This window comes from Thiomonas sp. UBA7699, assembly GCF_002482605.1.
Lineage (GTDB): Bacteria > Pseudomonadota > Gammaproteobacteria > Burkholderiales > Burkholderiaceae_C > Thiomonas > Thiomonas arsenitoxydans.
Window position 1 is genome coordinate 20,171 of sequence record NZ_DLGH01000005.1, and the last position, 20,259, is coordinate 40,429.

Annotated in this window: 25 protein-coding genes and 1 tRNA gene; 14 read left to right on the forward strand and 12 right to left on the reverse strand. The window is 61.5% G+C overall.

From position 1 onward, the window contains the following. Positions 1-7: 7 nt before the first annotated feature. From B3H47_RS01725 to B3H47_RS01735, 3 genes are all read right to left on the reverse strand, one after another. Complete coding sequence (locus tag B3H47_RS01725; RefSeq protein ID WP_286985585.1) at positions 8-589, reverse strand: hypothetical protein; 582 nt, start codon at positions 587-589, stop codon at positions 8-10. Then, positions 586-1,689 (reverse strand): hypothetical protein, encoded by a 1,104-nt coding sequence (locus tag B3H47_RS01730; RefSeq protein WP_286985587.1) that lies wholly within the window; start codon positions 1,687-1,689, stop codon positions 586-588. Before B3H47_RS01730 ends, B3H47_RS01725 begins: the two co-directional genes overlap by 4 nt. Before the next feature lie 75 nt (positions 1,690-1,764). Then, positions 1,765-3,921 carry a DNA topoisomerase 3 gene (locus tag B3H47_RS01735; protein WP_286985588.1) on the reverse strand — a complete coding sequence of 719 codons (2,157 nt, stop codon included), beginning with the start codon at positions 3,919-3,921 and terminating at the stop codon, positions 1,765-1,767. 130 nt (positions 3,922-4,051) lie between these two features. Here B3H47_RS01735 and B3H47_RS01740 point away from each other — a divergent pair, with 130 nt between their 5' ends. Further along, positions 4,052-4,618 carry a lytic transglycosylase domain-containing protein gene (locus B3H47_RS01740; protein ID WP_286985590.1) on the forward strand — a complete coding sequence of 189 codons (567 nt, stop codon included), beginning with the start codon at positions 4,052-4,054 and terminating at the stop codon, positions 4,616-4,618. Position 4,619: 1 nt separating this feature from the next. On the opposite strand, the gene B3H47_RS01745 is transcribed toward B3H47_RS01740, so the two are convergent. From B3H47_RS01745 to B3H47_RS01770, 6 genes are all read right to left on the reverse strand, one after another. Continuing rightward, a complete protein-coding gene (locus B3H47_RS01745; RefSeq protein WP_286985591.1) occupies positions 4,620-5,183 on the reverse strand; it encodes a hypothetical protein in 564 nt (187 codons plus the stop codon). Beyond that, positions 5,176-5,403: a hypothetical protein gene (locus B3H47_RS01750; RefSeq protein ID WP_286985592.1), complete on the reverse strand. Its 228-nt coding sequence runs from the start codon at positions 5,401-5,403 to the stop codon at positions 5,176-5,178. Before B3H47_RS01750 ends, B3H47_RS01745 begins: the two co-directional genes overlap by 8 nt. A gap of 8 nt (positions 5,404-5,411) precedes the next feature. Further along, a complete protein-coding gene (locus B3H47_RS01755; RefSeq protein WP_156054853.1) occupies positions 5,412-5,975 on the reverse strand; it encodes a hypothetical protein in 564 nt (187 codons plus the stop codon). Further along, positions 5,968-6,903 carry a ParB/RepB/Spo0J family partition protein gene (locus B3H47_RS01760; RefSeq protein WP_286985593.1) on the reverse strand — a complete coding sequence of 312 codons (936 nt, stop codon included), beginning with the start codon at positions 6,901-6,903 and terminating at the stop codon, positions 5,968-5,970. The genes B3H47_RS01755 and B3H47_RS01760 overlap by 8 nt, the downstream gene beginning before the upstream one ends. Before the next feature lie 35 nt (positions 6,904-6,938). Beyond that, on the reverse strand, positions 6,939-8,231 hold the full coding sequence (locus B3H47_RS01765) for a DUF1376 domain-containing protein (protein ID WP_286985594.1): 1,293 nt from the start codon (positions 8,229-8,231) through the stop codon (positions 6,939-6,941). Between the two features lie 120 nt (positions 8,232-8,351). After that, complete coding sequence (locus tag B3H47_RS01770) at positions 8,352-8,561, reverse strand: helix-turn-helix transcriptional regulator (protein ID WP_156055403.1); 210 nt, start codon at positions 8,559-8,561, stop codon at positions 8,352-8,354. Positions 8,562-8,920: 359 nt separating this feature from the next. Between B3H47_RS01770 and B3H47_RS01780 the strand changes: the two genes are divergently transcribed. From B3H47_RS01780 to B3H47_RS01830, 11 genes are all read left to right on the forward strand, one after another. Next, the gene (locus tag B3H47_RS01780; protein ID WP_286985595.1) at positions 8,921-9,439 is read left to right on the forward strand and encodes a hypothetical protein; all 519 of its coding nucleotides are present in this window, start codon (positions 8,921-8,923) and stop codon (positions 9,437-9,439) included. Beyond that, positions 9,436-10,236: a hypothetical protein gene (locus tag B3H47_RS01785; protein ID WP_286985596.1), complete on the forward strand. Its 801-nt coding sequence runs from the start codon at positions 9,436-9,438 to the stop codon at positions 10,234-10,236. Before B3H47_RS01780 ends, B3H47_RS01785 begins: the two co-directional genes overlap by 4 nt. Further along, on the forward strand, positions 10,233-11,063 hold the full coding sequence (locus B3H47_RS01790; RefSeq protein WP_286985597.1) for a hypothetical protein: 831 nt from the start codon (positions 10,233-10,235) through the stop codon (positions 11,061-11,063). The genes B3H47_RS01785 and B3H47_RS01790 overlap by 4 nt, the downstream gene beginning before the upstream one ends. A 258-nt stretch (positions 11,064-11,321) precedes the next feature. Next, the gene (locus B3H47_RS01795; RefSeq protein WP_286985598.1) at positions 11,322-11,747 is read left to right on the forward strand and encodes a single-stranded DNA-binding protein; all 426 of its coding nucleotides are present in this window, start codon (positions 11,322-11,324) and stop codon (positions 11,745-11,747) included. Then, complete coding sequence (locus B3H47_RS01800; protein WP_156054846.1) at positions 11,744-11,950, forward strand: hypothetical protein; 207 nt, start codon at positions 11,744-11,746, stop codon at positions 11,948-11,950. Before B3H47_RS01795 ends, B3H47_RS01800 begins: the two co-directional genes overlap by 4 nt. Next, positions 11,947-12,759 (forward strand): hypothetical protein, encoded by an 813-nt coding sequence (locus B3H47_RS01805; RefSeq protein WP_286985599.1) that lies wholly within the window; start codon positions 11,947-11,949, stop codon positions 12,757-12,759. Before B3H47_RS01800 ends, B3H47_RS01805 begins: the two co-directional genes overlap by 4 nt. Positions 12,760-12,771: 12 nt before the next feature. Then, positions 12,772-13,080: a hypothetical protein gene (locus tag B3H47_RS01810; RefSeq protein WP_286985601.1), complete on the forward strand. Its 309-nt coding sequence runs from the start codon at positions 12,772-12,774 to the stop codon at positions 13,078-13,080. 17 nt (positions 13,081-13,097) lie between these two features. Then, positions 13,098-13,304: a hypothetical protein gene (locus tag B3H47_RS01815; RefSeq protein WP_157096574.1), complete on the forward strand. Its 207-nt coding sequence runs from the start codon at positions 13,098-13,100 to the stop codon at positions 13,302-13,304. 19 nt (positions 13,305-13,323) lie between these two features. After that, complete coding sequence (locus tag B3H47_RS01820; protein ID WP_013106297.1) at positions 13,324-13,602, forward strand: hypothetical protein; 279 nt, start codon at positions 13,324-13,326, stop codon at positions 13,600-13,602. Then, positions 13,602-13,775, forward strand: a complete 174-nt coding sequence (locus B3H47_RS01825) for a hypothetical protein (protein ID WP_156055613.1) — start codon at positions 13,602-13,604, stop codon at positions 13,773-13,775. The genes B3H47_RS01820 and B3H47_RS01825 overlap by 1 nt, the downstream gene beginning before the upstream one ends. Beyond that, positions 13,772-14,302 carry a nucleoside 2-deoxyribosyltransferase gene (locus tag B3H47_RS01830; protein ID WP_156054841.1) on the forward strand — a complete coding sequence of 177 codons (531 nt, stop codon included), beginning with the start codon at positions 13,772-13,774 and terminating at the stop codon, positions 14,300-14,302. The genes B3H47_RS01825 and B3H47_RS01830 overlap by 4 nt, the downstream gene beginning before the upstream one ends. Before the next feature lie 57 nt (positions 14,303-14,359). Here the strand turns inward: B3H47_RS01830 and B3H47_RS01835 are convergent, their stop codons facing one another. From B3H47_RS01835 to acs, 3 genes are all read right to left on the reverse strand, one after another. Further along, a complete protein-coding gene (locus B3H47_RS01835) occupies positions 14,360-15,529 on the reverse strand; it encodes a tyrosine-type recombinase/integrase (RefSeq protein ID WP_156054840.1) in 1,170 nt (389 codons plus the stop codon). Positions 15,530-15,688: 159 nt separating this feature from the next. Next, positions 15,689-15,779: transfer RNA gene (locus B3H47_RS01840), tRNA-Ser, on the reverse strand. 51 nt (positions 15,780-15,830) lie between these two features. After that, a complete protein-coding gene (acs, locus tag B3H47_RS01845) occupies positions 15,831-17,810 on the reverse strand; it encodes an acetate--CoA ligase (RefSeq protein ID WP_286985602.1) in 1,980 nt (659 codons plus the stop codon). 202 nt (positions 17,811-18,012) lie between these two features. On the opposite strand from acs, the gene B3H47_RS01850 reads away from it, so the two are divergent. Together B3H47_RS01850 and B3H47_RS01855 are read left to right on the forward strand one after the other, a co-directional pair. Beyond that, complete coding sequence (locus B3H47_RS01850; RefSeq protein WP_276707124.1) at positions 18,013-18,663, forward strand: YqhA family protein; 651 nt, start codon at positions 18,013-18,015, stop codon at positions 18,661-18,663. Between the two features lie 58 nt (positions 18,664-18,721). Continuing rightward, a complete protein-coding gene (locus B3H47_RS01855; RefSeq protein ID WP_286985605.1) occupies positions 18,722-20,257 on the forward strand; it encodes a fumarate hydratase in 1,536 nt (511 codons plus the stop codon). Positions 20,258-20,259 lie beyond the last annotated feature (2 nt).

Genomic DNA, 20,259 nt, shown 5'->3' on the forward strand with positions numbered 1-20,259 from the left:
GCACTTATCAATGCGGCCGCAGAACACTGCCATAGTCTGTCGGCACGATTGAGCCAGGCATTTCAGCATTGTGTTGAATAACCGCGGCCTTTTCCGCCGCTTCGCGCTTTGCCGCGTTCAATACCAATTCGCCACGCAAGCGATGCAAGCTCATCAAACCTTCAAAAAGCCCAAGCATCTTTACAAGTACGAAGCTGATACTGCTGGCAATGAAAAAACACACGAGTTGGCCGAGTTCAAAGTGGCGGCTGTCAATAGTCCAACCAACGCCTTTTACCCGCTCGGTCAAGGCGGCACCAACAATTACGATCGCCATAGCAGCAATGGCCGCGGAGAGCAGGCCCATCCAGTAATGCTGCTGCTTTGTGAGTGAGGCTGTTAGCCGCTCAGCTTCCCTCGGGCTAAGCCTGTCTGACTGCAAGAAATTCGCAGTGAGCGGCATCACCTGGACCAACGAGGCTGCAAGGAACCCCAGGAAGGCAATGAGCCCCTCCTTCATGTCAAACCAAAATGAGAGGGGCGTCCACAACGCAGCTGCCATGCCGACCAAGAGGGGAAGGACTGCGCCAAATATCTTTATGGGATTCATGACGTTTCCAGAATTTTGCCATTTGCCACAAAGTTCGAATACGCCTCAACCATCGCGCGAAGAACATCCGTAGGGTCTAGCAGAGAACCAATGATCTTGTTATCCCCATCTTGGGCTTTGATGAGTCGAATTGACGCATTATGATGTAGGCGGATCGTGCCATCTGCCGCAACTCGGGCACCTTTCGACTTTACCGCCAGTTGACTATCGGGCAAATTTCGGAGCCCGGTCTCCAATTGTCGGAGCGCCACGCGGTCAACCTTTCGCTTTTTGGTCTGGTAGCCGATGTGAACCTGAACGCTAAGTTCGGCATCAGCCGGAACGGCCTGCATCAAAGAAATGACGTTCACATCACCACCAAGCAGAACACGTAGGACCTCTGTGGCCGTAGCGCGCCCCGTTGTCCGACCGGTGTCAATTTGCCCGCGGTGGGTCACCTCGCTTATACGCTCGGATTCTTCATCATCAGGCGCTGTCGCTGGAGCCGATGCGACCCCGCCTACGATGATCTCCTGAATATCCCCTAGATCGCCGCCAACGACATCCTCGTCAAACTTTGCATCGAAAATTACTGGCTGAGTCGCAGGAAGCTGATTCGTTCTATTTTTCAGTAGCCAATCGAAGTACTGCTCAAGCTCCGCTGTCCGCAGAGACATGCTTTGGACAACAAAAGCATGATCGTTCTTCACCATCCAAAACATTTGGGAGTGAACATATTCGCTTTGCTCTGGCGCCTTCATTTGCTGAACCGGAACCGAAGCTGCGCTCTGGTCAGCAGTGCGACAGAGCGCTTGTAGGTGACCTTTCGTGAAATGAAGGATGTCGCCGAAAACCAATGAAGTAGCTCCGGATCCGTCGTGGTAGGTGTTGACAAAATAATTGTCGCTACCAGCGGTGTTGAGTCTTGCCAGATACCGGCTCTTTAGCGGAACACCTTCATCACTCGAACTGTCCATAGCACCACGAACCAATGTCTCTAGCGTCTGCTGAACTGTCGCGGGGCGGTTGAATTTGCGATAGTGAATCGTCACAGATTTGCGTTCGCCGGCCATTTTTGGATTTCTCCTCGCAAATTCAAGCATCGTAGCTTGCAAGTCCATTTGAATGATGCTGTATATAATTACAGTCTATGCGCAAGCCAGCGCGTTCGCAAGGCCTACGAATTGCTCAAGGCCTCACTTCCGCTCCTCCCACTTCCCCCCAAGCTTGCCTTCATCCTTCCGATCCGGCCACCAGGCGCCCTTGCATCCGCCGCACCGGTAGTACGCCTTGCCGGTCTTGGTTTCGTTCTTGAACGTCGGCTTCTTGCAGCTCGGGCATTTCGGGCCGGTGGCAGCGGCGCTCGACTCCTTCTGTCCGCCCTTGCCCGTCGGCCTGTCCTCGAACCGCTTTCCTGGCTTGCCGCCGTCATCGCCGAAGGCCGCCTCGCAGTCCAGGCACCGGTGGTACGCACTCCCAGCCTTGCTGGTGCGCTGCACGCAGCGTGCACCGCCACAGGCCGGGCAGGCATGCAGGACCAGCTGCGCGTCCGTCAGCTTGCCCTCCAGCAGCGTCCGCGAAAACTCCCGCGTTGCATCCACCTGCGCCTGCATGAACGCGGCCAGCGCTGCACGACCTGCCGCGATGTCCGCCAGCGCATCCTCCTGCAATGCGGTGGTGCCTGGATCGGCCAGATCAGGCGTCACCTTGCGCAGCATGTCGATCAGCTGCACACCCCGGTCGGTCGGGTGGATTTCCTTCTTGCGGCGCTCGGCGTACTCGCGCGTGATCAGCACCTCGATAATCGACGCCCGCGTCGCCTCGGTGCCCAGCCCTGACGTCTCCTTCAGGCGTGCCTTGAGCTTCGGGTCGGTGACCAGCTTGTGCACGCCCGTCATGGCGGCGATGAGTGCGCCGTCGGTGTAGGGCTTCGGCGGCGCAGTGCGCTTGGACAGGATCTGTGCGGTCGAGCAGCGCAGCACCTGCCCCTCCGCCAGGATCGGCAGCTTGCCGTTCGCTTCGGCTGATTCGCCCTCTCCTTCGTCCTGCGCGCCGAGCTTCGTCCAGCCCGGCTCCAATACGATGCGCTCCGCGGCCCTGAAACGCTCACCGGTCGAGAAGACGAAGATCGCTTCCCGAGCCTCGAATTTCTCGGGCGGCATGAACAGGCGGATGTAAGACTCGCGGATCAAATCGAACACGCGGTTGGCATTGGCCGACAGACTGGCAGCATCCGGGTTCTGCCCAGTCGGGATGAGGCCGTGATGCGCCTCGACCTTGCCGGTGTTCCAGGCCGTATGCTTGCGCTCAGGGTCGATCCCCGCAACGTCCGCGCCGCCGATGACATTCAGAATGCCTGCCGCTGCACCATGCATCTCCATTGGCAGGTAGGGGCAGTCAGTGCGAGGGTAGGTGGCGACCTTGGCCTCATAGAGTTCCTGCGCCGCCGCCAGCGTGTCCTTGGCAGACAGGCCCAGGCGACTGCTGGCCGCCTTCTGCAGGGCGCCCAGGGTGTATGGCAGCGGGGCGGCACGCTCACCGGTCTTGCGGGTGAATTTTTCCACCGTCGCCTTCTGGCCCTGCACGGCCTTGGCGACCGCCTCGGCCGCGGCCTTGTCCAGAAGCAGGCCATCAATGAGCAAATCCTCTGGTGTCTGCCACAGCGCACGGGTGTCGCCGTCCAGGGTCGTTTCCACCTGGTAGTGCTCGCGGGGCTTGAAGTGGTCGATCTCGCGCTTGCGGTCGACCAGAAGGGCCAAGGTCGGCGTCTGCACGCGACCGATGCTCCAGGCGCCCTGCACGCCACAGGCTTGCAGGTTGCGGCTCAAGGCGATGGAGCAGTTCATACCCATGAGCCAGTCGGCGCGCTGACGCGCCAGGGCGGATTCATAGAGCGGACGCATGGCGTCATTGCTCTTGACGGTGACCAGGGCGCGCTGGACGCTTTCGTCGTCCAGGCTGGACAGCCACAGGCGCGAGGTCTTGCCCTTCCAGTTCAGGAACAGCAAGACCTCATCAACCAGTAGTTGGCCTTCGCGGTCGGCGTCACCCGCGTTGACGACTTCGGTGGCCTCTTTGAGCAGGTCGCGGATCACCTTGATCTGCTTGCCTGCGCCGCCGTCGCGTGGCGACAGCTTCCAGGCCGTGGGGATGACGGGCAGATGCGCCGCCAGCACCTTGCCGCCCGCAACATAGTCTTCGGGCTTGGCCTGCTCCAGCAGGTGGCCGAAGCACCAGGTGACGCGGGTCTTGAGGCTCGGGCAGTCAATGAAGCCGTCGCCGCGCTTAGCCCCACCGATGACACCAGCGATGGCTTGGGCAACGGAGGGTTTTTCGGCAATGATGAGGCGCATATCGTGCCTCCAGGAAGGGATGAGGGTTCTCTGAAGACTCCGCGGGATGGGGTCATGAGGCGTTTGTCCTACGTCGGCAGAGTCAGGATCAGGCGCCAACATCTGGCGCCGCAACCCTGACCGGAGGCTAATGAACGCTGTCGTCTTGATGGAGCAATGCGCACCCCAGATCGCGCCAGTGACTCTGGCGGCGATCGTGCAGCAGGAAAGCGGCGGCAACCCGCTGGCCGTGCACGACAACACCACTGGCAAACGCTATGCACCGACGACTGTGGCCGAGGCCGCGCGGTTGACGAGGGAATTGATCGGCCAGGGCCACTCGGTGGACATCGGACTGGCGCAGATCAACAGCAGGAACCTGCCCCGACTGTGGCTGGGCGTCGATCAGGTTCTCGATCCCTGCGCGAATCTGCACGCCGCGCAGACGGTTCTGATGGAGGGGTGGATGCGCTCGGGCGATCTGCGCGCCACCTTGTCGGCGTACAACACCGGCAGGCTTCGCAGCCCGGTGGGAATGGCATATGGGGAGAAGGTGTTTGGGAAAGCGGGCGTTGTCGTCCCAGCCATTCCCGGCGGGCAGATCGCATCATGGGCCGCTGTTGGCGCCGCGCTGCCGCCGGTGCGGCCTGTCGTCACCTGGACGCCGCAGGCGAGCCCGCTGGCGCCAAAGGGTGATGGGCTGGCCGCGAAGTGGTGACTCACCGCTCGTTGCCGTGATCTTTCCGGTGGCGGGTAGGCTGGCTTGCTCGGGGGCGATCTTGGGTGATGGCTCCGGCCTCGGCGATTTCAATGGCTCGTTCAAGAACACGGCGGTCGATCTGATCCTTTTCACGCACAGTCTGTTTGGTCAGCAGCAGCCCTTGAAGGTTGACGGTGTGCACGGGCAGATCGCCGAGCATGACGACTTCGGCATAGGGCAGCAGCGTCTCATAGGTCTGCCCCGCCGCGTTGAACATCACATCAATGGTGATGGCGTCATTCACGCGGATGTTTTCGCCTTCTGAAAACCAGGCCGGATCGATGTCTTTTGCCGCCTGGTCGGGAAGGATCATCAACGCAGAAATGACATTGGCCGCCGCGCTGGGCTCGCCGAGTACCAGAATGTCGATGTCCGTCGTTGCGCGCACGTAACCGTGAGCCGCCAGCGCATAGCCACCGATCAGCAGGTAGGGCGCGTTGCGCTCGTTCAGGGCGCGGATGAGGATTCGCAGATCGTCGAGTGTCGCAGCCCTGGTCTGCGATTGTGATTCGTCTTCATCCACCATTCCGCTCCACTGCCAGCAGGGCCATGCCGCGGGCAATGCCCTCGGTCATCTGCCTGTCGGCTTCCTCATGGGACAGTCTGAACACTCCTTTGGGAAGGATGATGCGTGTGTGGGCGAGGCTGTGAAAGGTATCGTTGAAACGCCCGAACTCCTCCAGCGCTCCGGCTCTGGCGTGCAGGGTGATCGGGTAGGGATTCCGGCGTCCGACGGTTTTCATAAACCGCATTATCCCGCGAGACCTCCGCCCTGCGCCAAGCCGCTGCGTTGCTGACGTACGGCCTGGCGCAAGCGCCCCCTGTTCTTGCCATACAAACGAGCGACTTCGCTGACGGGCCGGTTGCAATGGGTGACCAGGGCGACAGTGGTCGGCAGGCCGTACAAGGATTTGCGGCTGGAAAGTTCGAGATCGTCCCTGATCTGCTCTTCGACCAGACGCTGCGCGTCGGCGATGAGCGCGGCATCCACCCCCGGCGCCTGCAGGGTATCGGGAAGCCTCTGGCAGATAGGTTTGTCGTGGTCACCGTCCACGATCTCATCAAGCGAGGACATCGGCCGCCAACGCTCGATCAGGCCCCACATGCGGCCCATGATGTAGTTCTTGGACGTGCCCAGCAAGGGATTGAAGGCGTCCAGGCCTGCGGCGTGTTCCAGACAAAAGAGATACAGACTCTGCCGCACATCGTCCATGCTCAGGGTGCTGACGCCCGCAAACATCTGGGCATTCTCATTGAGAAGACGCGTGAAGAGCGCCTCGGCGACCTGTGAAGTCGTTCTCTGTTCTTCATTCATGGCCCGCTCCCTGCCGATGGGTGAGATAGACATCGACTGCTTCCTGCAATATCTCACCCAGCTCGCGGTTGTCTTCGGCCATGATGCGCTGCAGGGCTTGCTTTTGGCCGTGCCGCAGGGTGACGGTGATGGAATCGTCCGGCGTTGCCGGGTTTTCTTTTCGCCAGCCGATGTCCGGTTCGGCTGATACGCAGGCCTGCGCGCGGAGTTGTTCCGCATCGCCCTCCGCAGGCGGCGCAGAGGGGGGCGCTTCGGGTGCAGCAGGCGCCAGAAGCCGTTGTCGGCGCGCTTCCTTTTGTCGGGACGCTTGGCGGGCTTCATCGCAACGCGCCACGGTGATGGTGTCGCTAGAGTCCAGCACGACGCGCTGCTCGGCCTGGTCGAGCGTTGCAAAGGACTCCCAGGCAGAAACCGACTGCAACCGCCCCAGGCTGGCCAGTTCGCGCGCCAGGGGATTGCGGGAGAAGGACAGCATGCTGTTGACCCAGGCCTCACGCCGGGCAAGGGCCTTGGCGATGCTTGGCGCTGTCATGCCGGCTTCGATCAGGCGCAGCACCGTGTCAGCCGCATCTTCCAGGCTGTACTCCTGCCGGTGCATGTTCTCGGTGGCACGCAGTACCACAGGCGCTGCGCCGATGGGGGAGTAGATGCGGGCCAGCAGCGTGCTCCTGCCCAGCAGGCGTGCGGCGCGCACGCGCCGTTCGCCATAGACCAGCGTCCAGTTCCTTCCTGCAGCGCGAACGCCGATGGGTTGGAGCTGGCCGACGATTTCCAGACTCTTCGCCAGAGCATCCAGCGCTTCGGGATCGTGTTTGCGCACCGGGAAATCGCTGTCGATGCGGAGGGCATCGAGCGGAATGGAGCGCAGTTGCTGCGGGTCGGCGCCAGGGGTGCCGAAGTCCAAAGGAAGGGCTGTCGTGGAGGTCATGACGGTCGCTTGCAGGGTGGATGTGTTGAAAAGGGTCAGGCGCTTGCGGCGCGACGGGTGAATTTCTCTTGAAGGGCGGCGAGCTGGGCTCGAATGGTTTCTGGGGCGGGTGGAGACTCCTTTGGCGGGGTTGACTGCGGCGGCTGGTGGTTGCGGGCTCGCACGGCATCAAGCTGGGCGGCGCGTTTACTGGCTGCCATCCAGTCGGCTCGCACCTTGCTGGCGTCGGCCAGCAGGGTGCCGAGGTCGTGCCCCTTCTTGACGTACCAGTCGTGGTTGCTCTGCAGGTAGTGGACGGCGACGGCCGGGGCCTGCTGACCGAGACTGCGGGCAAGGCTGGCGAGCTGGTAGTTCACTCGGCCGTCACGTAGAGGTGGGGCGTCGTAACGGGACTGGAAGGCCTGCGCATAGCTCTGCCAGAGTTGCTCGGCGAGGTGTTTTTCACCGGGGGCCAGCACCGGGTGTTTGCCTTTGACCTTTGCGTCCATCGGCGCCGGGCTGGGTGTCGCGCCCTTTGTCTGAGAGAGGGGGGGCGGCGAAGGCGCGTGAGCGCCTGGAGCCGCAGGCATGGCTTGAAGGATGGGAAGCTGCCGCTGCGGCGCCGTCACGGCGTCACGCGTGACGTCCGTCACGGTCGATGCGCCGTGACGCGTCACGCTCTCCGTCACGTTTTCCCCTTCTTTTTTCGTTTCACTTTTAAAAGAAGGCGTTACTACTGGCGTTACGGGCGTTACGGCTTCCGTTACGGCTTCCGTTACGTTTGGCGTTACGTTTGGCGTTACGGAGAATGGCGTAACGCCCCCCGTAACAGCCGACGCTGGCGCGGTAGTAGCAGGCGATTTCGCCATCTTTTGCCGCTCACGATATCGCCGCTGCCGCTCTGCATTGCTGCTGACGCGCCGGGTCGGGGTGGCATCACTGATGGTGTGCTTGCTCTTTTCCCAAGCATCGTGAGCAAATTCCGCGATCACCGGGTGATACAAGCGGCCATCGGTGCACAGGATCCATCCTCGCAGGGCAACGTCTTTGATCTTGTCCCATCGGCGCAGCGTATAGCCGCCGGCCAAGTGCGCGAGGACACGATCATCGTTGGGCAGGCTGGCCGCAGGCACTTGCAGCCAGGCCTTGGCGTAAAGAGCCATGGCAGCCTTGAACTCATCGCCTGTGGCCATCGCGAACAGGTCAGAGTCCATCATCCTGCCGACATCGAGCGGCATGAAAATCATGCTACTGCTACGCAGGTCGCAATCCGGTGGGGTCAACGGTTCAGACAAATTGCGCGCGGCATCGTCGAGTGCCGATAGTTCAGCTGGCGGTGACATGTGCATGGATGCGCTCTAAAAATTGGGACACGAAAAAATGAAATGCCCGCCGGCCAGGATCAACCGGCGGGCGGGCGCAAACCCCGTGTAGTGGTGAGGAAACAATCAAGGCAGGCGGGCGCACGTTCATGCTGCCCTCCCCTGCTCCGCCATGGCTTGCGCACCGGCGTCCACCATGCGTACCAGATCGGCGACCCGCCAGCGCGTGAGGCCGCCGATGCGCACGGGCTGCGGAAAGACACCCGCGCTGACGTTGCGCCAAAAGGTCGATCGGCCTATCGAGAGCATGCGGGCCGCTTCCTCCGCGGTCACGAGTAGTTTCAGAGGTTCATTCATGGCCGTCCTCTTGCGGTTGTACGGCGCCAGGCGCTGATTGGGTGATGGAAGGCGCACCCTCCGTGCCTACAAGTTCAGGCCAGATCAGGTGCCAATCGCCGGGACGGAGATCCCAACGCTTGACGGCGGCCTCGGTTTCTGCTTCGATCTTGACGCAGAGGGTCGGCGCACACGGGCGGTAGCGATACGCAACGTTTGTCAGATGGCCGACGGTGCTTCCAACCGATCGCGCAAGCTCCACCCGCATTCCCGGAGGTAGGTCAAACCAGAATTTCCGAAGTTCCATAGTGAGCCATTACATCAAAAGATGTAATGGCTTGTCAACATCATTTGATGTACTCGCCCTGCTTTAATACGGTATGGGCATCGCGAATGTCAACTTAAAGCTGATTACCGATCTACGCGGGTGGGGGCCGGTCGATTGCGTTCGTGCAATGGGTCGAACGCCAAGTTTTTGGAGTGATCGCATTACCGGCAGGCACAACATAGGTGCCAAGCTTGCCCGGGACATTGAGGAACGCCTTGGGCTTCCTCGTTATTGGTTGGACGAAGATCGGACTGTGCAGACGGTTCTTTCCGCAAGCACAGGCCAGTTCACATCCAACGCCGAAGCCCCCCCACTAACCATCGCCACACTTCTTGTTGCGCTGGCGTCGGCGCTCAAACTGCTGTCCCCTGACAAACGCGCCGCGGTCGCCGCGCAACTCCATGCGCTGGCGCTCCACCCAGAAGAGGCCGCCATGCGCGAAGCGCTGGAGAAGCTGATGGAGTCTGACGGCGCGCCCATCCCCCGAAGTGCCGTCTCAACTCGTGACTTTGCTGCGCCACATCAGTCTGCGCCGCAACCGCAAGAGGTTCCTGCTTTCCTAAAAAAATGACCCTTCGCGTGCCGCCCCTGTTGCAGCAAAATGCTTATTTGGGCCCGGTGCCGGGTGCTGAGCTTCGCCCTCCAGGTGGCGGTATTCGGGACACGCACCTTGCACTCATCCGGTACGAAGGCGGAACGCGTAGGGCCTACATCAAGCACTTCCCAGACCATGAGCCGTTTGGCCTGTTCAACGAAGCTTTAGCCTGCACCATTCTGACCGGCCTGGGTGTGCCATGCGCGGCGGGAGCCGTCATTTATGCCCCAGTCATGGGGGCAGGACCCGTTCGTCCCGCGTTTGCAAGCCTGGAATCCCCCCTAAAATTCGAAGGGACGGCCAAGCAAATCTATAAAGTTCACGCTGCTGGGGTGGCGGAACTCACCAGAAGATTGCACGCCTGCGGCGCGTTCGCGTCCATCGTCGCTGCCGATCAGCTTCTTGCCAATAGCGACCGAAACCTTGGAAACATTGCGTTCGTCGGGCCTCACACCCTTGAGATATTCGACCACGACGCCATTCTCGGCGGCCCCAGTTTGCCGACGGAGCGCCTCTATGAACCCCTTGGCTGGTCGCGTAGCAAGCTCATCGAAGACCTCAATCCGATCCACACATTGCCTAAAAGGGTAAAAACTAGCATCATGGCGGCGGCGGAAGTCCTCCTTGAGCGCTTTTATCAAATCCAGCCTGACTTTCGGGAGGCGATCCAAGTGAAAGCGAATGGGCGATCCTGTGCCAGCGCAGATGCCATTTGGTGGCGTTCTCTCGATCTGGTCGAGTGGTTTCATCAGCGACTGGGACTGCTGATATGAATACCTTTGAATCATTGCTCGATTTGCCATGTGCCTCCCGCATGGAACAGGCTGGACAGTGGTTCATCATCCGCTGCATGCCTGACGTGTACACCAGAGAGCGCTTCAATGTTGGTGTTGCCGGTGTGGACGCGAATGGTGCGCGTCACGCCAAGGTAATCGAAGAGCCTGGGCGCCTCAAATGCTTTTATGGCGAATCGGCGTCCAACATTGTGGCCCTTGCGGACGTGGCAAAGATGTGCGCGCTCACTGGCGATCCCTCTCCATCAGCGCAGATCGAGTTCACAGACCCTCTTCCGTTTTACAACGCCGAGCTGCTTGATTTTCTCGAAGCGGCGTACGCTCAACAAGTGACCGCCGCGCTTGCCGTCAAAGAGGCCCCCAGCCGCGAACGCATCGATGATGACGGGGCCTTGCGCCTGGTGCGTGACAGCATTCGCATGGCAACGCCGGATGCCGAAAGAATTCTCGCCAGCGTCCCCTATCTGAGTTTCCAGACGTCACGCGGTAAAAGGTCCGTGTACGCGCCATTCATCACCAGGAACGGCGTGGGCACGCTCAAGAGCGCGGACTATAGCCCGGACACTCTGCGCACGCATTTGATGGACGCCGTGCTCGACATGGAATTCGCCGCGCGATTGGGCAAAAAGGAGTCTCAGGGACTCTTCATTCTTCGCCCGCCGATGAAGAACGAGAAAGAGGCTCGGCAAATCGACCGTACTCTGGACACCGTGCTCTTTCGCGCTCCCCCAAGTCTTCACGTCGACATTGAATCCTCTGTCCAGACCCTGACCGCACGTGTCATTGACTGGGCGTTCGCGGCATAGACGATCAACTAAGGGCAAGGGCCAGTTGGGTAAAGGCTTGAAGGCCCCCCACTTTTCTGATCCTCCCAGCCGCATCGACAACCGCCTTCGGGCGGTTTTTTCATGTCGTCTCTCCCCTCCACTGACGCCGCTACGCCACGCACACCAGCCGACACGGGTAGGGGTTTTTCCTTAATCTCAGAAAAGTACACTATTTGGTGTTGCTTTTTTATGCATCATTTGATGTAATTCCACGCCATCCCCTCGATGGAGTGAAGCATGTCCTCTCTCAACAAGGTTCAGCTGATCGGCCACCTCGGACGCGACCCCGAGGTGCGCTATACCGCGGACGGAGTGGCCGTTGCCACCCTCGCACTTGCTACGTCCCGCACCTGGAAAGACAAGGGCGGCGAGCGCCGTGAGGAAACCGAATGGACGCGGGTCGTGCTGTTCGGACGGCTTGCCGAGATTGCCGCGGACTTTCTTTCCAAGGGCACACAGGCCTATGTCGAGGGTCAGTTGCGCACGCGCAAATGGGCCGATAAAGATGGGGTGGAAAGGTACACGACCGAGGTCGTTGCCGATGAGTTGCTGTTGCTGAGCAAGCGGGAGATGGAAAAACCTGCGACCGCTCAGGCGTCGTCGGTTGACGCCGGGCTGGCATGGCCTGATCTGGATGCGGCGCAGGCCGGGGATGCGCCATGATGTTCAACCGCTTCCCTGTGGACTACGTTTTTGTCGGTGAGCGCGATGGGTTCGCCGGGCGCGCGCCGGATGCTGCTTTGTGGCGACGTGAAGCCTACCGGCGCGGCTATGCGCAAGGGTTGCTGACGCGCGCCGAGCGCATCGCACAGGGTGCGCTGCAGCAGACGGTGATTGTGAGCCCAACAGCAGAGGTGCGGCTGTGACGCGCTATCACTATGAAATCGTTCCTCGGCCTGCCGACCTTGGCGGCGGCTGGCGGCTGCGGCTGCTGGAGGAGAAGCGGGAAGTTGGCGGCGGGGTGTTTCCGCTGGCGGAGTACGCCACAGAAAATGCAGATGAAGCCGTCCTCTTCGCCTATGAAGACGCCTTGGCCGACGCCTCGGCCTGGCTAGACAGCCGACCCAAAGAGGCCGCAGCAGCCATGGCGCATATGTTGACCTGTTCGGGCATCGACTATGCGCCAGGAGCGTTGCGGGTGCAGGACGTGCGGATTGAGGACATTGCGCATGCTCTATCGCTGATCTGCCGCTTCGGGGGACACAGCGCCGAGCATTACTCGGTCGCGCAGCACAGTCTGTTGGTCGTGCGCATTCTGGAGGCAATGGAAGCACCGCCAGAAGCCCTGCTCTGCGGGCTGCTGCATGACGCGCACGAAGCTTATGTTGGCGACGTGCCGACGCCAATCAAAGCGATGCTGGGCACATCCTGGAACGATCTGGAACACCAGGCGGAGTCTGCCGTACTGGATGCTTTCGGACTGCGCAATTCGATGAATGACTGGCACGACCTTGTGAAACATGCAGATCGTATTGCGCTGGCGACGGAACGGCGGGATTTGTTGATTTTTGACATAAAAACCAACCTGCCGTGGCCGATACTCCGCGGAGTCGAACCATTCCCGCAACGGACGGCGGTCGGATGGGGCGACTGTCGCCATTGGGCCGAGGCCTTTCTGGAGCGATTTGCGTGGCTTCAGGAGGCTTGCGAGGCTCGTACTTGCATCTCAACTTGAAGGGGTTTTTCGATGAAACGATCTGTGCTGTTGGCTGTGCTGCTGTGCGCGGGGGTCTTGGCGGGGTGTGGGAAGTCCTCCCCAATCACCGCGGCCTCGACTGCCGCAGGCCCTAGCCCGTTTAGCGGCCGCGATGAGGCCTGGTTCATGGCGTACCCGAAAGAAAACGAGACCGAAAACGTCTGGTGCAAAACAAACATCGGCTACCTCAACCCAACAGTCAAAGAACAGGCCAAAACCTATGACCCGGCGTGCGACGTAGCCGCCAGCGCTTACTACAAGCGAATGATGAATGCGAAAACCCAGCCGGGCGCGTTCTAACCATCGAGGTCACTCAGATGCAATCCGCCGGAATGACGTTCATCATCGCGATGATTGTTCTCTACGCCCTCTTCCACCTGTTCTGGATGGCGCCGATCTGGGCCAAACTGATCGTCTTGTCTCCCCTCCTCTGGTCGCTGGGGCGTCTGTTGTGGGCGGTCTACAAGCGGCTGGGCTGGGAGATCAAACGCCGTCGCATGGCCACGCGCTCTCAGCGTCTGTGATTGAACAGGAGGATGCCCCGTGCTCAACGATTTGCTCGAACTTCCCCAACGGGTGATCGCGTTCGCGCGCATCGGCCTGCGGACTTCTCCTGCTGACATTGAGGCGGCGATCCGCTGCCTCGATCAGGCGCAGAACAGCATGCGCAGCGCCGGACAGAGCGCGGTCGCGTTGCACCCCGCCCGTGCTGCGCTGGCCTCTTTGCGCTGGGGGCACCTGCCGCATCGGGATGTCTGCATTTCTGCGGTGTCGAGCCTGGGCGCTGTGATGGTCCTCGGTGAGTCGGTGGAGGAAACGTGATGCACCTGGACATCGGACACATGGCCGTCAGCTCTCTGGTGCATGGGCTGGTCTACGACGTGATTTTCAAGGCCACGCGGAATCTGACGGTCATGCAGACGACTGGGCTGGCGGTTGTGGTGATCGCTGGCCTGTGGCTGGCAGCAAGAATGTTTGGAGGGAAGCGGCGATGACAAAACCACGGATCTATCTGGCTGGGCCAGACTTGTTCTTTGAGGATCGTGATGCGCGCTATGCGCACCTGCGGGCGGCTTGTGCAGATGCGGGGCTGGAAGCGGTGGCTCCGACTGACGGCCTCGAAGTGCATACGGAAGGGCCGCTTTCGGTGGCCGAGCAGATTTATCAGCACAACTTGCATCTGCTGCGCGATTGCGACGGGATGCTGGTGAATCTCAGCCCATTCCGGGGTGTGGAACCGGATAGCGGGTCTGTCTTTGAGGCGGCTTTCGCCACCGCTATCGGCAAGCCCGTGGCCGCCTGGATCGGTGACCACTGGAACACCCAAGAACGCTCTGCCGTGCTGCGCAAAGTCTGGCGTGATGCGGATGGCCGGGTGCGCGACAAGCTCGACGGCGGACTGGTGGAGGACTTTGGACTGCCTACCAATTTGATGTTGGCTTGTAGTTTTTCCGTCTCGCCTGCGCCATGGCAAGCGATCGAACGGCTGCTCATGGTTTTGCCGGTTATGGAAGGGGTCTGAAATGAGCTGCGCCCGGCACGCTGCCGCAGCCCGTGCGGCTCGGCGACCTCAAGCACTTTAGGTTGGCTTATCGGATTCCCACTGTCGATCCAACCAATCCGCCCACCACTGCATCAGATCCCTGCGCTGATCGAGATACTGCGCTCGGTTGTACGCCGCGCGAACCGCGTCAGTCTCACGGTGCGCGAGCTGGCGTTCGATGACATCATGCGCGAAGCCAGACTGCTCATTGAGCACGGTGGACGCCAGCGCCCGGAATCCATGCGCCGTCATCCGGCCGCGATAGCCCAGTCGGTAAAGCGCGAACAGGAAGGTGTTCTCAGAAAGCGGATGACCCGGGCGCAGGGGCGAATCCAGCACCAGATCGCGGTCACCGGTAAACACCCGGAGTTGTTCGAGCACCGCGCGCGCCTGCTGTGACAGCGGCACGACGTGCGGCAATCCCGCCTTCATGCGGTCCTCAGGAACCACCCAGACCGCGCCGTCCTCGCGCAGCTCAGCCCACCGCATGCCGCGCATCTCGCCGACGCGCACGAAGGTCAAAGCCAGCAACTGCAACCCCAGTCGGGTAACCGGTTCCTCATAGCCGTCGATCGCCGCGAGCAGCGCACCGGCCTCGCCTGGCGGGATACTGGCCATCGGCTTTTTCACCTTGCGCGGCTGCAGCACCCGCACCAGACCGGCAGCACCGTGGCTCTCGATGTAGCCCACGTCCTGAGCGTAGTCGAACACCGCGGCGATGCGCCCGGCCACTCGGTGCGCGGTTTCCACACGGCCACCTTTCTGCACGGCCTGCACCACCTCGACGAGCTTCGTGCGCGGGATCTGGTCGATCGGCAGTGAACCAATCGCGGGGAACGCGAAGCGCTCCAGCGTCCCGGCGACCTGCCCCTGATGCTTGCCGTTGGAGAGGGAGGGAAGTTTGATCTTGAGCCACTGCTCAGCGATCGCCTTGAACGTCGGTGCGACCTTCGCGGGTGGCGGGGCGGTCGCTGCGTCGGTCGGCGCACTCTTGGCTTGCGCATGCGCAACGCGGGCCTGCGCCAGAGACATGGTCGGGTAGCGGCCATAGGTCCGCGTGCGTTGTTTGCCGGTCTGCGCATAGTTGGCGCGCCAGCTCTTCAGCCCGGTGGGCGCCACAAAGAGGTACAGGCCGCCGCCGTCGGTGAGTTTGTAGGGCCGCTCCTGCGGCTTGGCTGCCTCGACAGCCTTCACGGTGAGACTCATGGTATCGCCCTCTGGATGCCATGAACGATACCACGATTGGGGGCTGGCTGGCGTGGTATCGCCCCGGATGCAACGGGACGATTATGGACGCGCTCTCCTATGAAAAAGCCCCGTCACAGAAACTGCGCGGGGCTCTTGGGGACTACTTTGGATCAATTCTGGCGGAGAGAGGGGGATTCGAACCCCCGAAGGGCTATTGACCCTTACACGCTTTCCAGGCGTGCGACTTAAACCGCTCATCCATCTCTCCGGTAACCCACGACTATAGCAGACGAGGGCTCCCGGCTTGGGGGCTTCAGGGTCAATGCGTTTTGCCGAGTTGGTCGAGGATGGCGGGATTTTCGAGCGTAGACGTGTCCTGGGTGACAGCCTCTCCCTTGGCCAGAGAACGCAAGAGGCGACGCATGATCTTGCCGGAGCGCGTCTTGGGCAGGTTGTCGCCGAAGCGAATGTCCTTCGGCTTGGCAATGGGGCCGATTTCCACGCCCACATGGTTGCGCAGTTCGGCCGCGATTTTCAGGGCTTCCTCGCCCTCAGGCCGGGGGCGTTTGAGCACGACGAACGCGCAGATGGCTTCGCCAGTGATGTCATCCGGGCGGCCGACCACGGCGGCTTCGGCCACCAGCGGGTGCGAAACCAGGGCGGATTCGATCTCCATCGTGCCCATGCGGTGGCCGGAGACGTTGAGCACGTCGTCGATGCGGCCGGTGATGGTGAAGTAGCCGTCATTGGCGTCGCGAATGGCGCCATCGCCTGCCAGGTAGTAGCCGCCCAGTTCTTCGGGGTAATAGCTTTTCTTGAAGCGTTCGGGATCGCCCCAGATGTTGCGGATCATGGCTGGCCAGGGCTTTTTGATGACCAGAATGCCGCCGGTGCCCCAAGGTACGTCGTGGCCGGTTTCGTCCACCACTTCGGCGGTAATGCCGGGCAGTGGCAGAGTGCAGGAACCGGGCACCATGGGCGTCGCGCCAGGCAACGGGGTAATCATGTGGCCGCCGGTCTCGGTCTGCCACCAAGTGTCGACAATGGGGCAGCGACCGCCGCCGATGTGCTCGTAATACCACTCCCAGGCCGCGGGGTTGATGGGTTCGCCGACGGTGCCGAGCAAGCGCAGGCTGTCGAGCTTGTAGTTGCGCGGGTGCACGGCGGGGTTGGTCTCTGCCGCCTTAATGAGTGAGCGGATGGCCGTGGGCGCGGTGTAGAAAATGGTGACCTTGTGTTGCTCGATCATTTTCCAGAAGCGTCCGGCGTCTGGAAAGGTCGGCACACCCTCGAACATGATTTCGGTGGCGCCGCAAGCCAGCGGGCCGTAGGCGATGTAGCTGTGCCCGGTCACCCAGCCGATATCGGCGGTACACCAGAACAGGTCGTCCGGGCGGATGTCGAAAGTCCAGAGCATGGTCAGCTTGGCCCAGAGCAGATAACCCGCGCTGGAATGCTGCACGCCCTTGGGTTTGCCGGTGGAGCCGGAGGTGTAGAGCAGAAACAGGGGATGTTCGGCCTCGACCCAAACAGGCGGGCAATCCGGGCTGTGGGCTGCGGACAGTTCGTGCATCCAGAGATCGCGGGGGGCGGTGAAGGCCACGTTACCGCCGGTTCGCTGATAGACCACGACATGTCGGATGGTGTCGCAGCCGCCGAGCGCCAGCGCCTCGTCGACGATGGCTTTGAGCGGCAGCGATTTGCCGCCGCGTCGCTGTTCGTCGGCGGTGATCACCAGCACGGCGCCTGCATCTTCGATACGGTCGCGCAGCGACTGCGCCGAAAAACCGCCGAACACGACCGAGTGCGTGGCCCCGATTCGGGCGCAGGCCTGCATGGCCACCACGCCCTCAACCGACATGGGCATGTAGATCACCACGCGGTCGCCCTTGTTCACCCCGAGCGATTTGAGTGCGTTGGCAAAGCGGCCCACCTTGTCGAGCAATTCGGCGTAACTCACGCGGGTGACGGCGCCGTCATCGGTCTCGAACACGATCGCCGTCTTGTCGCCCTTGCCGGCCTGCACGTGCACATCCAGGCAGTTGAAGGACACATTGAGCCGACCATCATCGAACCATTTGTAGAACGGGGCCTGGCTGTCGTCGAGTGCGTGGGTGAAGGGATGCTGCCATTGCAGATTTTCCCGCGCCATGCGCCCCCAGAAGCCGGTGTAATCGGCCTCGGCCTCGGCGCAGAGGGCGCGATAGGCGTCCATGCCGGAAATGCGGGCGGACTGCACGGCTTGCTGGGAGGGGTAATAAACCTTGCGTTCGTGCGGGTGTGTGGCGGTGTCGCTCATGACAGTCTCCTTCGTTTTGTGAAATCTCAGCGCAAAGGCGCAGGAAAAAACATTGCTATCTGAATTTTGCGCCCTTACGTAGCCCTGACGGCAGCCCTGACGCTGCACATCGAGCATAGTGCGCAGCGCTGGCGTGGGGATGAATTGGAGCGAGACGGTGCCCTTCTAGAATCGCAATTCAATCCCCGTCACCGGAACCGCCATGCCTCGTCCGCCCGACCTGCCGCACGTCCCCTTCATCCCCCGCCTGCTGTTTATGAGCCGCTGGTTGCAGTTGCCGCTTTATGTGGGGCTGATCCTGGCACTCGGGGTGTATGTCTTTCACTTCTGGGTGGAACTCAGCGATCTGGTCGGCGCGGCATTCGGCAATCAGGCCTCGCTGGCACACCTGCTCGAAGCCATCGCCGTGCGCAATCCTCTGCCCGTGGAGGATGCGCAGGCTCTGGCGCATGGCGCCGCGCCCAAACTCACCGAGACGACCATCATGCTGGTGGTGCTCAGCCTGATCGACGTGGTGATGATCGCCAATCTGCTCATCATGGTCATCGTGGGCGGATACGAAACTTTCGTATCGCGCATGTACCTCGAAGACCATCCCGATCAGCCGGAATGGCTGTCGCATGTCAACGCCTCGGTGCTCAAGGTCAAGCTGGCGATGGCCATCATCGGCATTTCTTCCATCCACCTGCTGCGCACCTTCATCAACGCCGACGCCTATAGCGTGAAAGCGTTGGTGGCGCAGACCACTATCCATGTCGTGTTCCTGCTTTCGGCCATGGCGATCGCCTACACCGACCGCATGATGACCCGCACCATGCTGCTGGGCCATGTCAAGGCGGACGAGGCTCATTAGGCCCGCCGCCTGTCAATCCCGGCACCACCTGTTTCATCCACAACAAACCGTTCACACCATGACCACCGTTATCCGCGCCGCCGATTTGCGCGACAGCATCGCCGCAGCGCTGCAGTTCATCAGTTACTACCACCCGGCCGACTACATCAGCCATCTGGCTAAAGCGTATGAGCGCGAGCAGTCGCCTTCGGCCAAGGACGCCATGGCGCAGATCCTGACCAATAGCCGCATGTGCGCCGAAGGGCATCGCCCGATCTGTCAGGACACGGGCATCGTCAATGTCTTTCTCGACATCGGCCTGAACGTGCGCCTGGAAGGCTTCGACGACGGCATCGATGCAGTGGTCAACGCCGGGGTACGGCAGGGTTATCTCGACCCCGACAACGTGCTGCGAGCTTCGATCGTGGACGATCCGATTTTCGCCCGCAAGAACACGCGCGACAACACTCCGGCCGTCATCAACGTCAACCTCGTGCCCGGCAATACCGTGTCGGTGAAGGTCGCTGCCAAAGGCGGCGGCAGCGAGAACAAGAGCAAGTTCATCATGATGAACCCCAGCGACAACCTGGTCGATTGGGTGCTCGCCACCCTGCCGACCATGGGCGCTGGTTGGTGCCCGCCGGGCATGCTGGGCATCGGGGTAGGCGGCACGGCCGAGAAGGCCATGCTCATGGCCAAGGAAGCGTTGATGGACGATATCGACATGTCCGATCTGCTGGCACGCGGCCCGCAAAACAAGCTGGAAGAACTGCGCATCGAGTTGTTTGAAAAGGTCAACGCGCTGGGCATCGGCGCTCAGGGTCTCGGCGGCCTGTCCACCGTGCTGGACGTGAAGATCAAGACCTACCCGTGCCACGCGGCCAGCAAGCCGGTGGCCATGATCCCCAACTGCGCCGCCACCCGCCATGCCCACTTCGTGCTCGATGGCAGCGGCCCGGCCTTTCTCGATCCGCCCAGTCTCGACCTCTGGCCCCAAGTGCACTGGCAGCCCGATGCCGCACGCAGTCGCCGGGTCAATCTCGACACCCTGACCCGAGAAGAAGTGGCGAGCTGGAAGCCGGGCGACACCCTGCTGCTCTCGGGCGAACTGCTCACCGGGCGCGATGCCGCGCACAAGCGCATTGCCGACATGCTCGCGCGTGGCGAAACACTGCCCGTCGATTTCACCAACCGGGTGATCTATTACGTCGGCCCGGTCGATCCGGTGCGCGACGAAGTCATGGGCCCGGCCGGCCCGACCACCGCCACCCGCATGGACAAATTCACCGAGACCATGCTCGCGCAAACCGGGCTGATCGCCATGATCGGCAAGGGCGAACGCGGCCCGGTGGCGATCGAGGCGATCAAAAAGCACCGCAGCGCCTCGCTCATGGCCGTGGGCGGCGCAGCGTATCTGGTGGCCAAAGCCATCAAGGCGGCGCGCGTCGTGGCGTTTGAAGACCTGGGCATGGAGGCGATCTATGCCTTCACCGTGCAGGACATGCCCGTGACCGTGGCGGTGGACGCGCAGGGCATCTCGGTGCATCAGACCGGCCCGGCACAGTGGAAAGCGCGCATCGCGCAAATGCCGCAAATTCCCATCACTGCCGCCTGAAC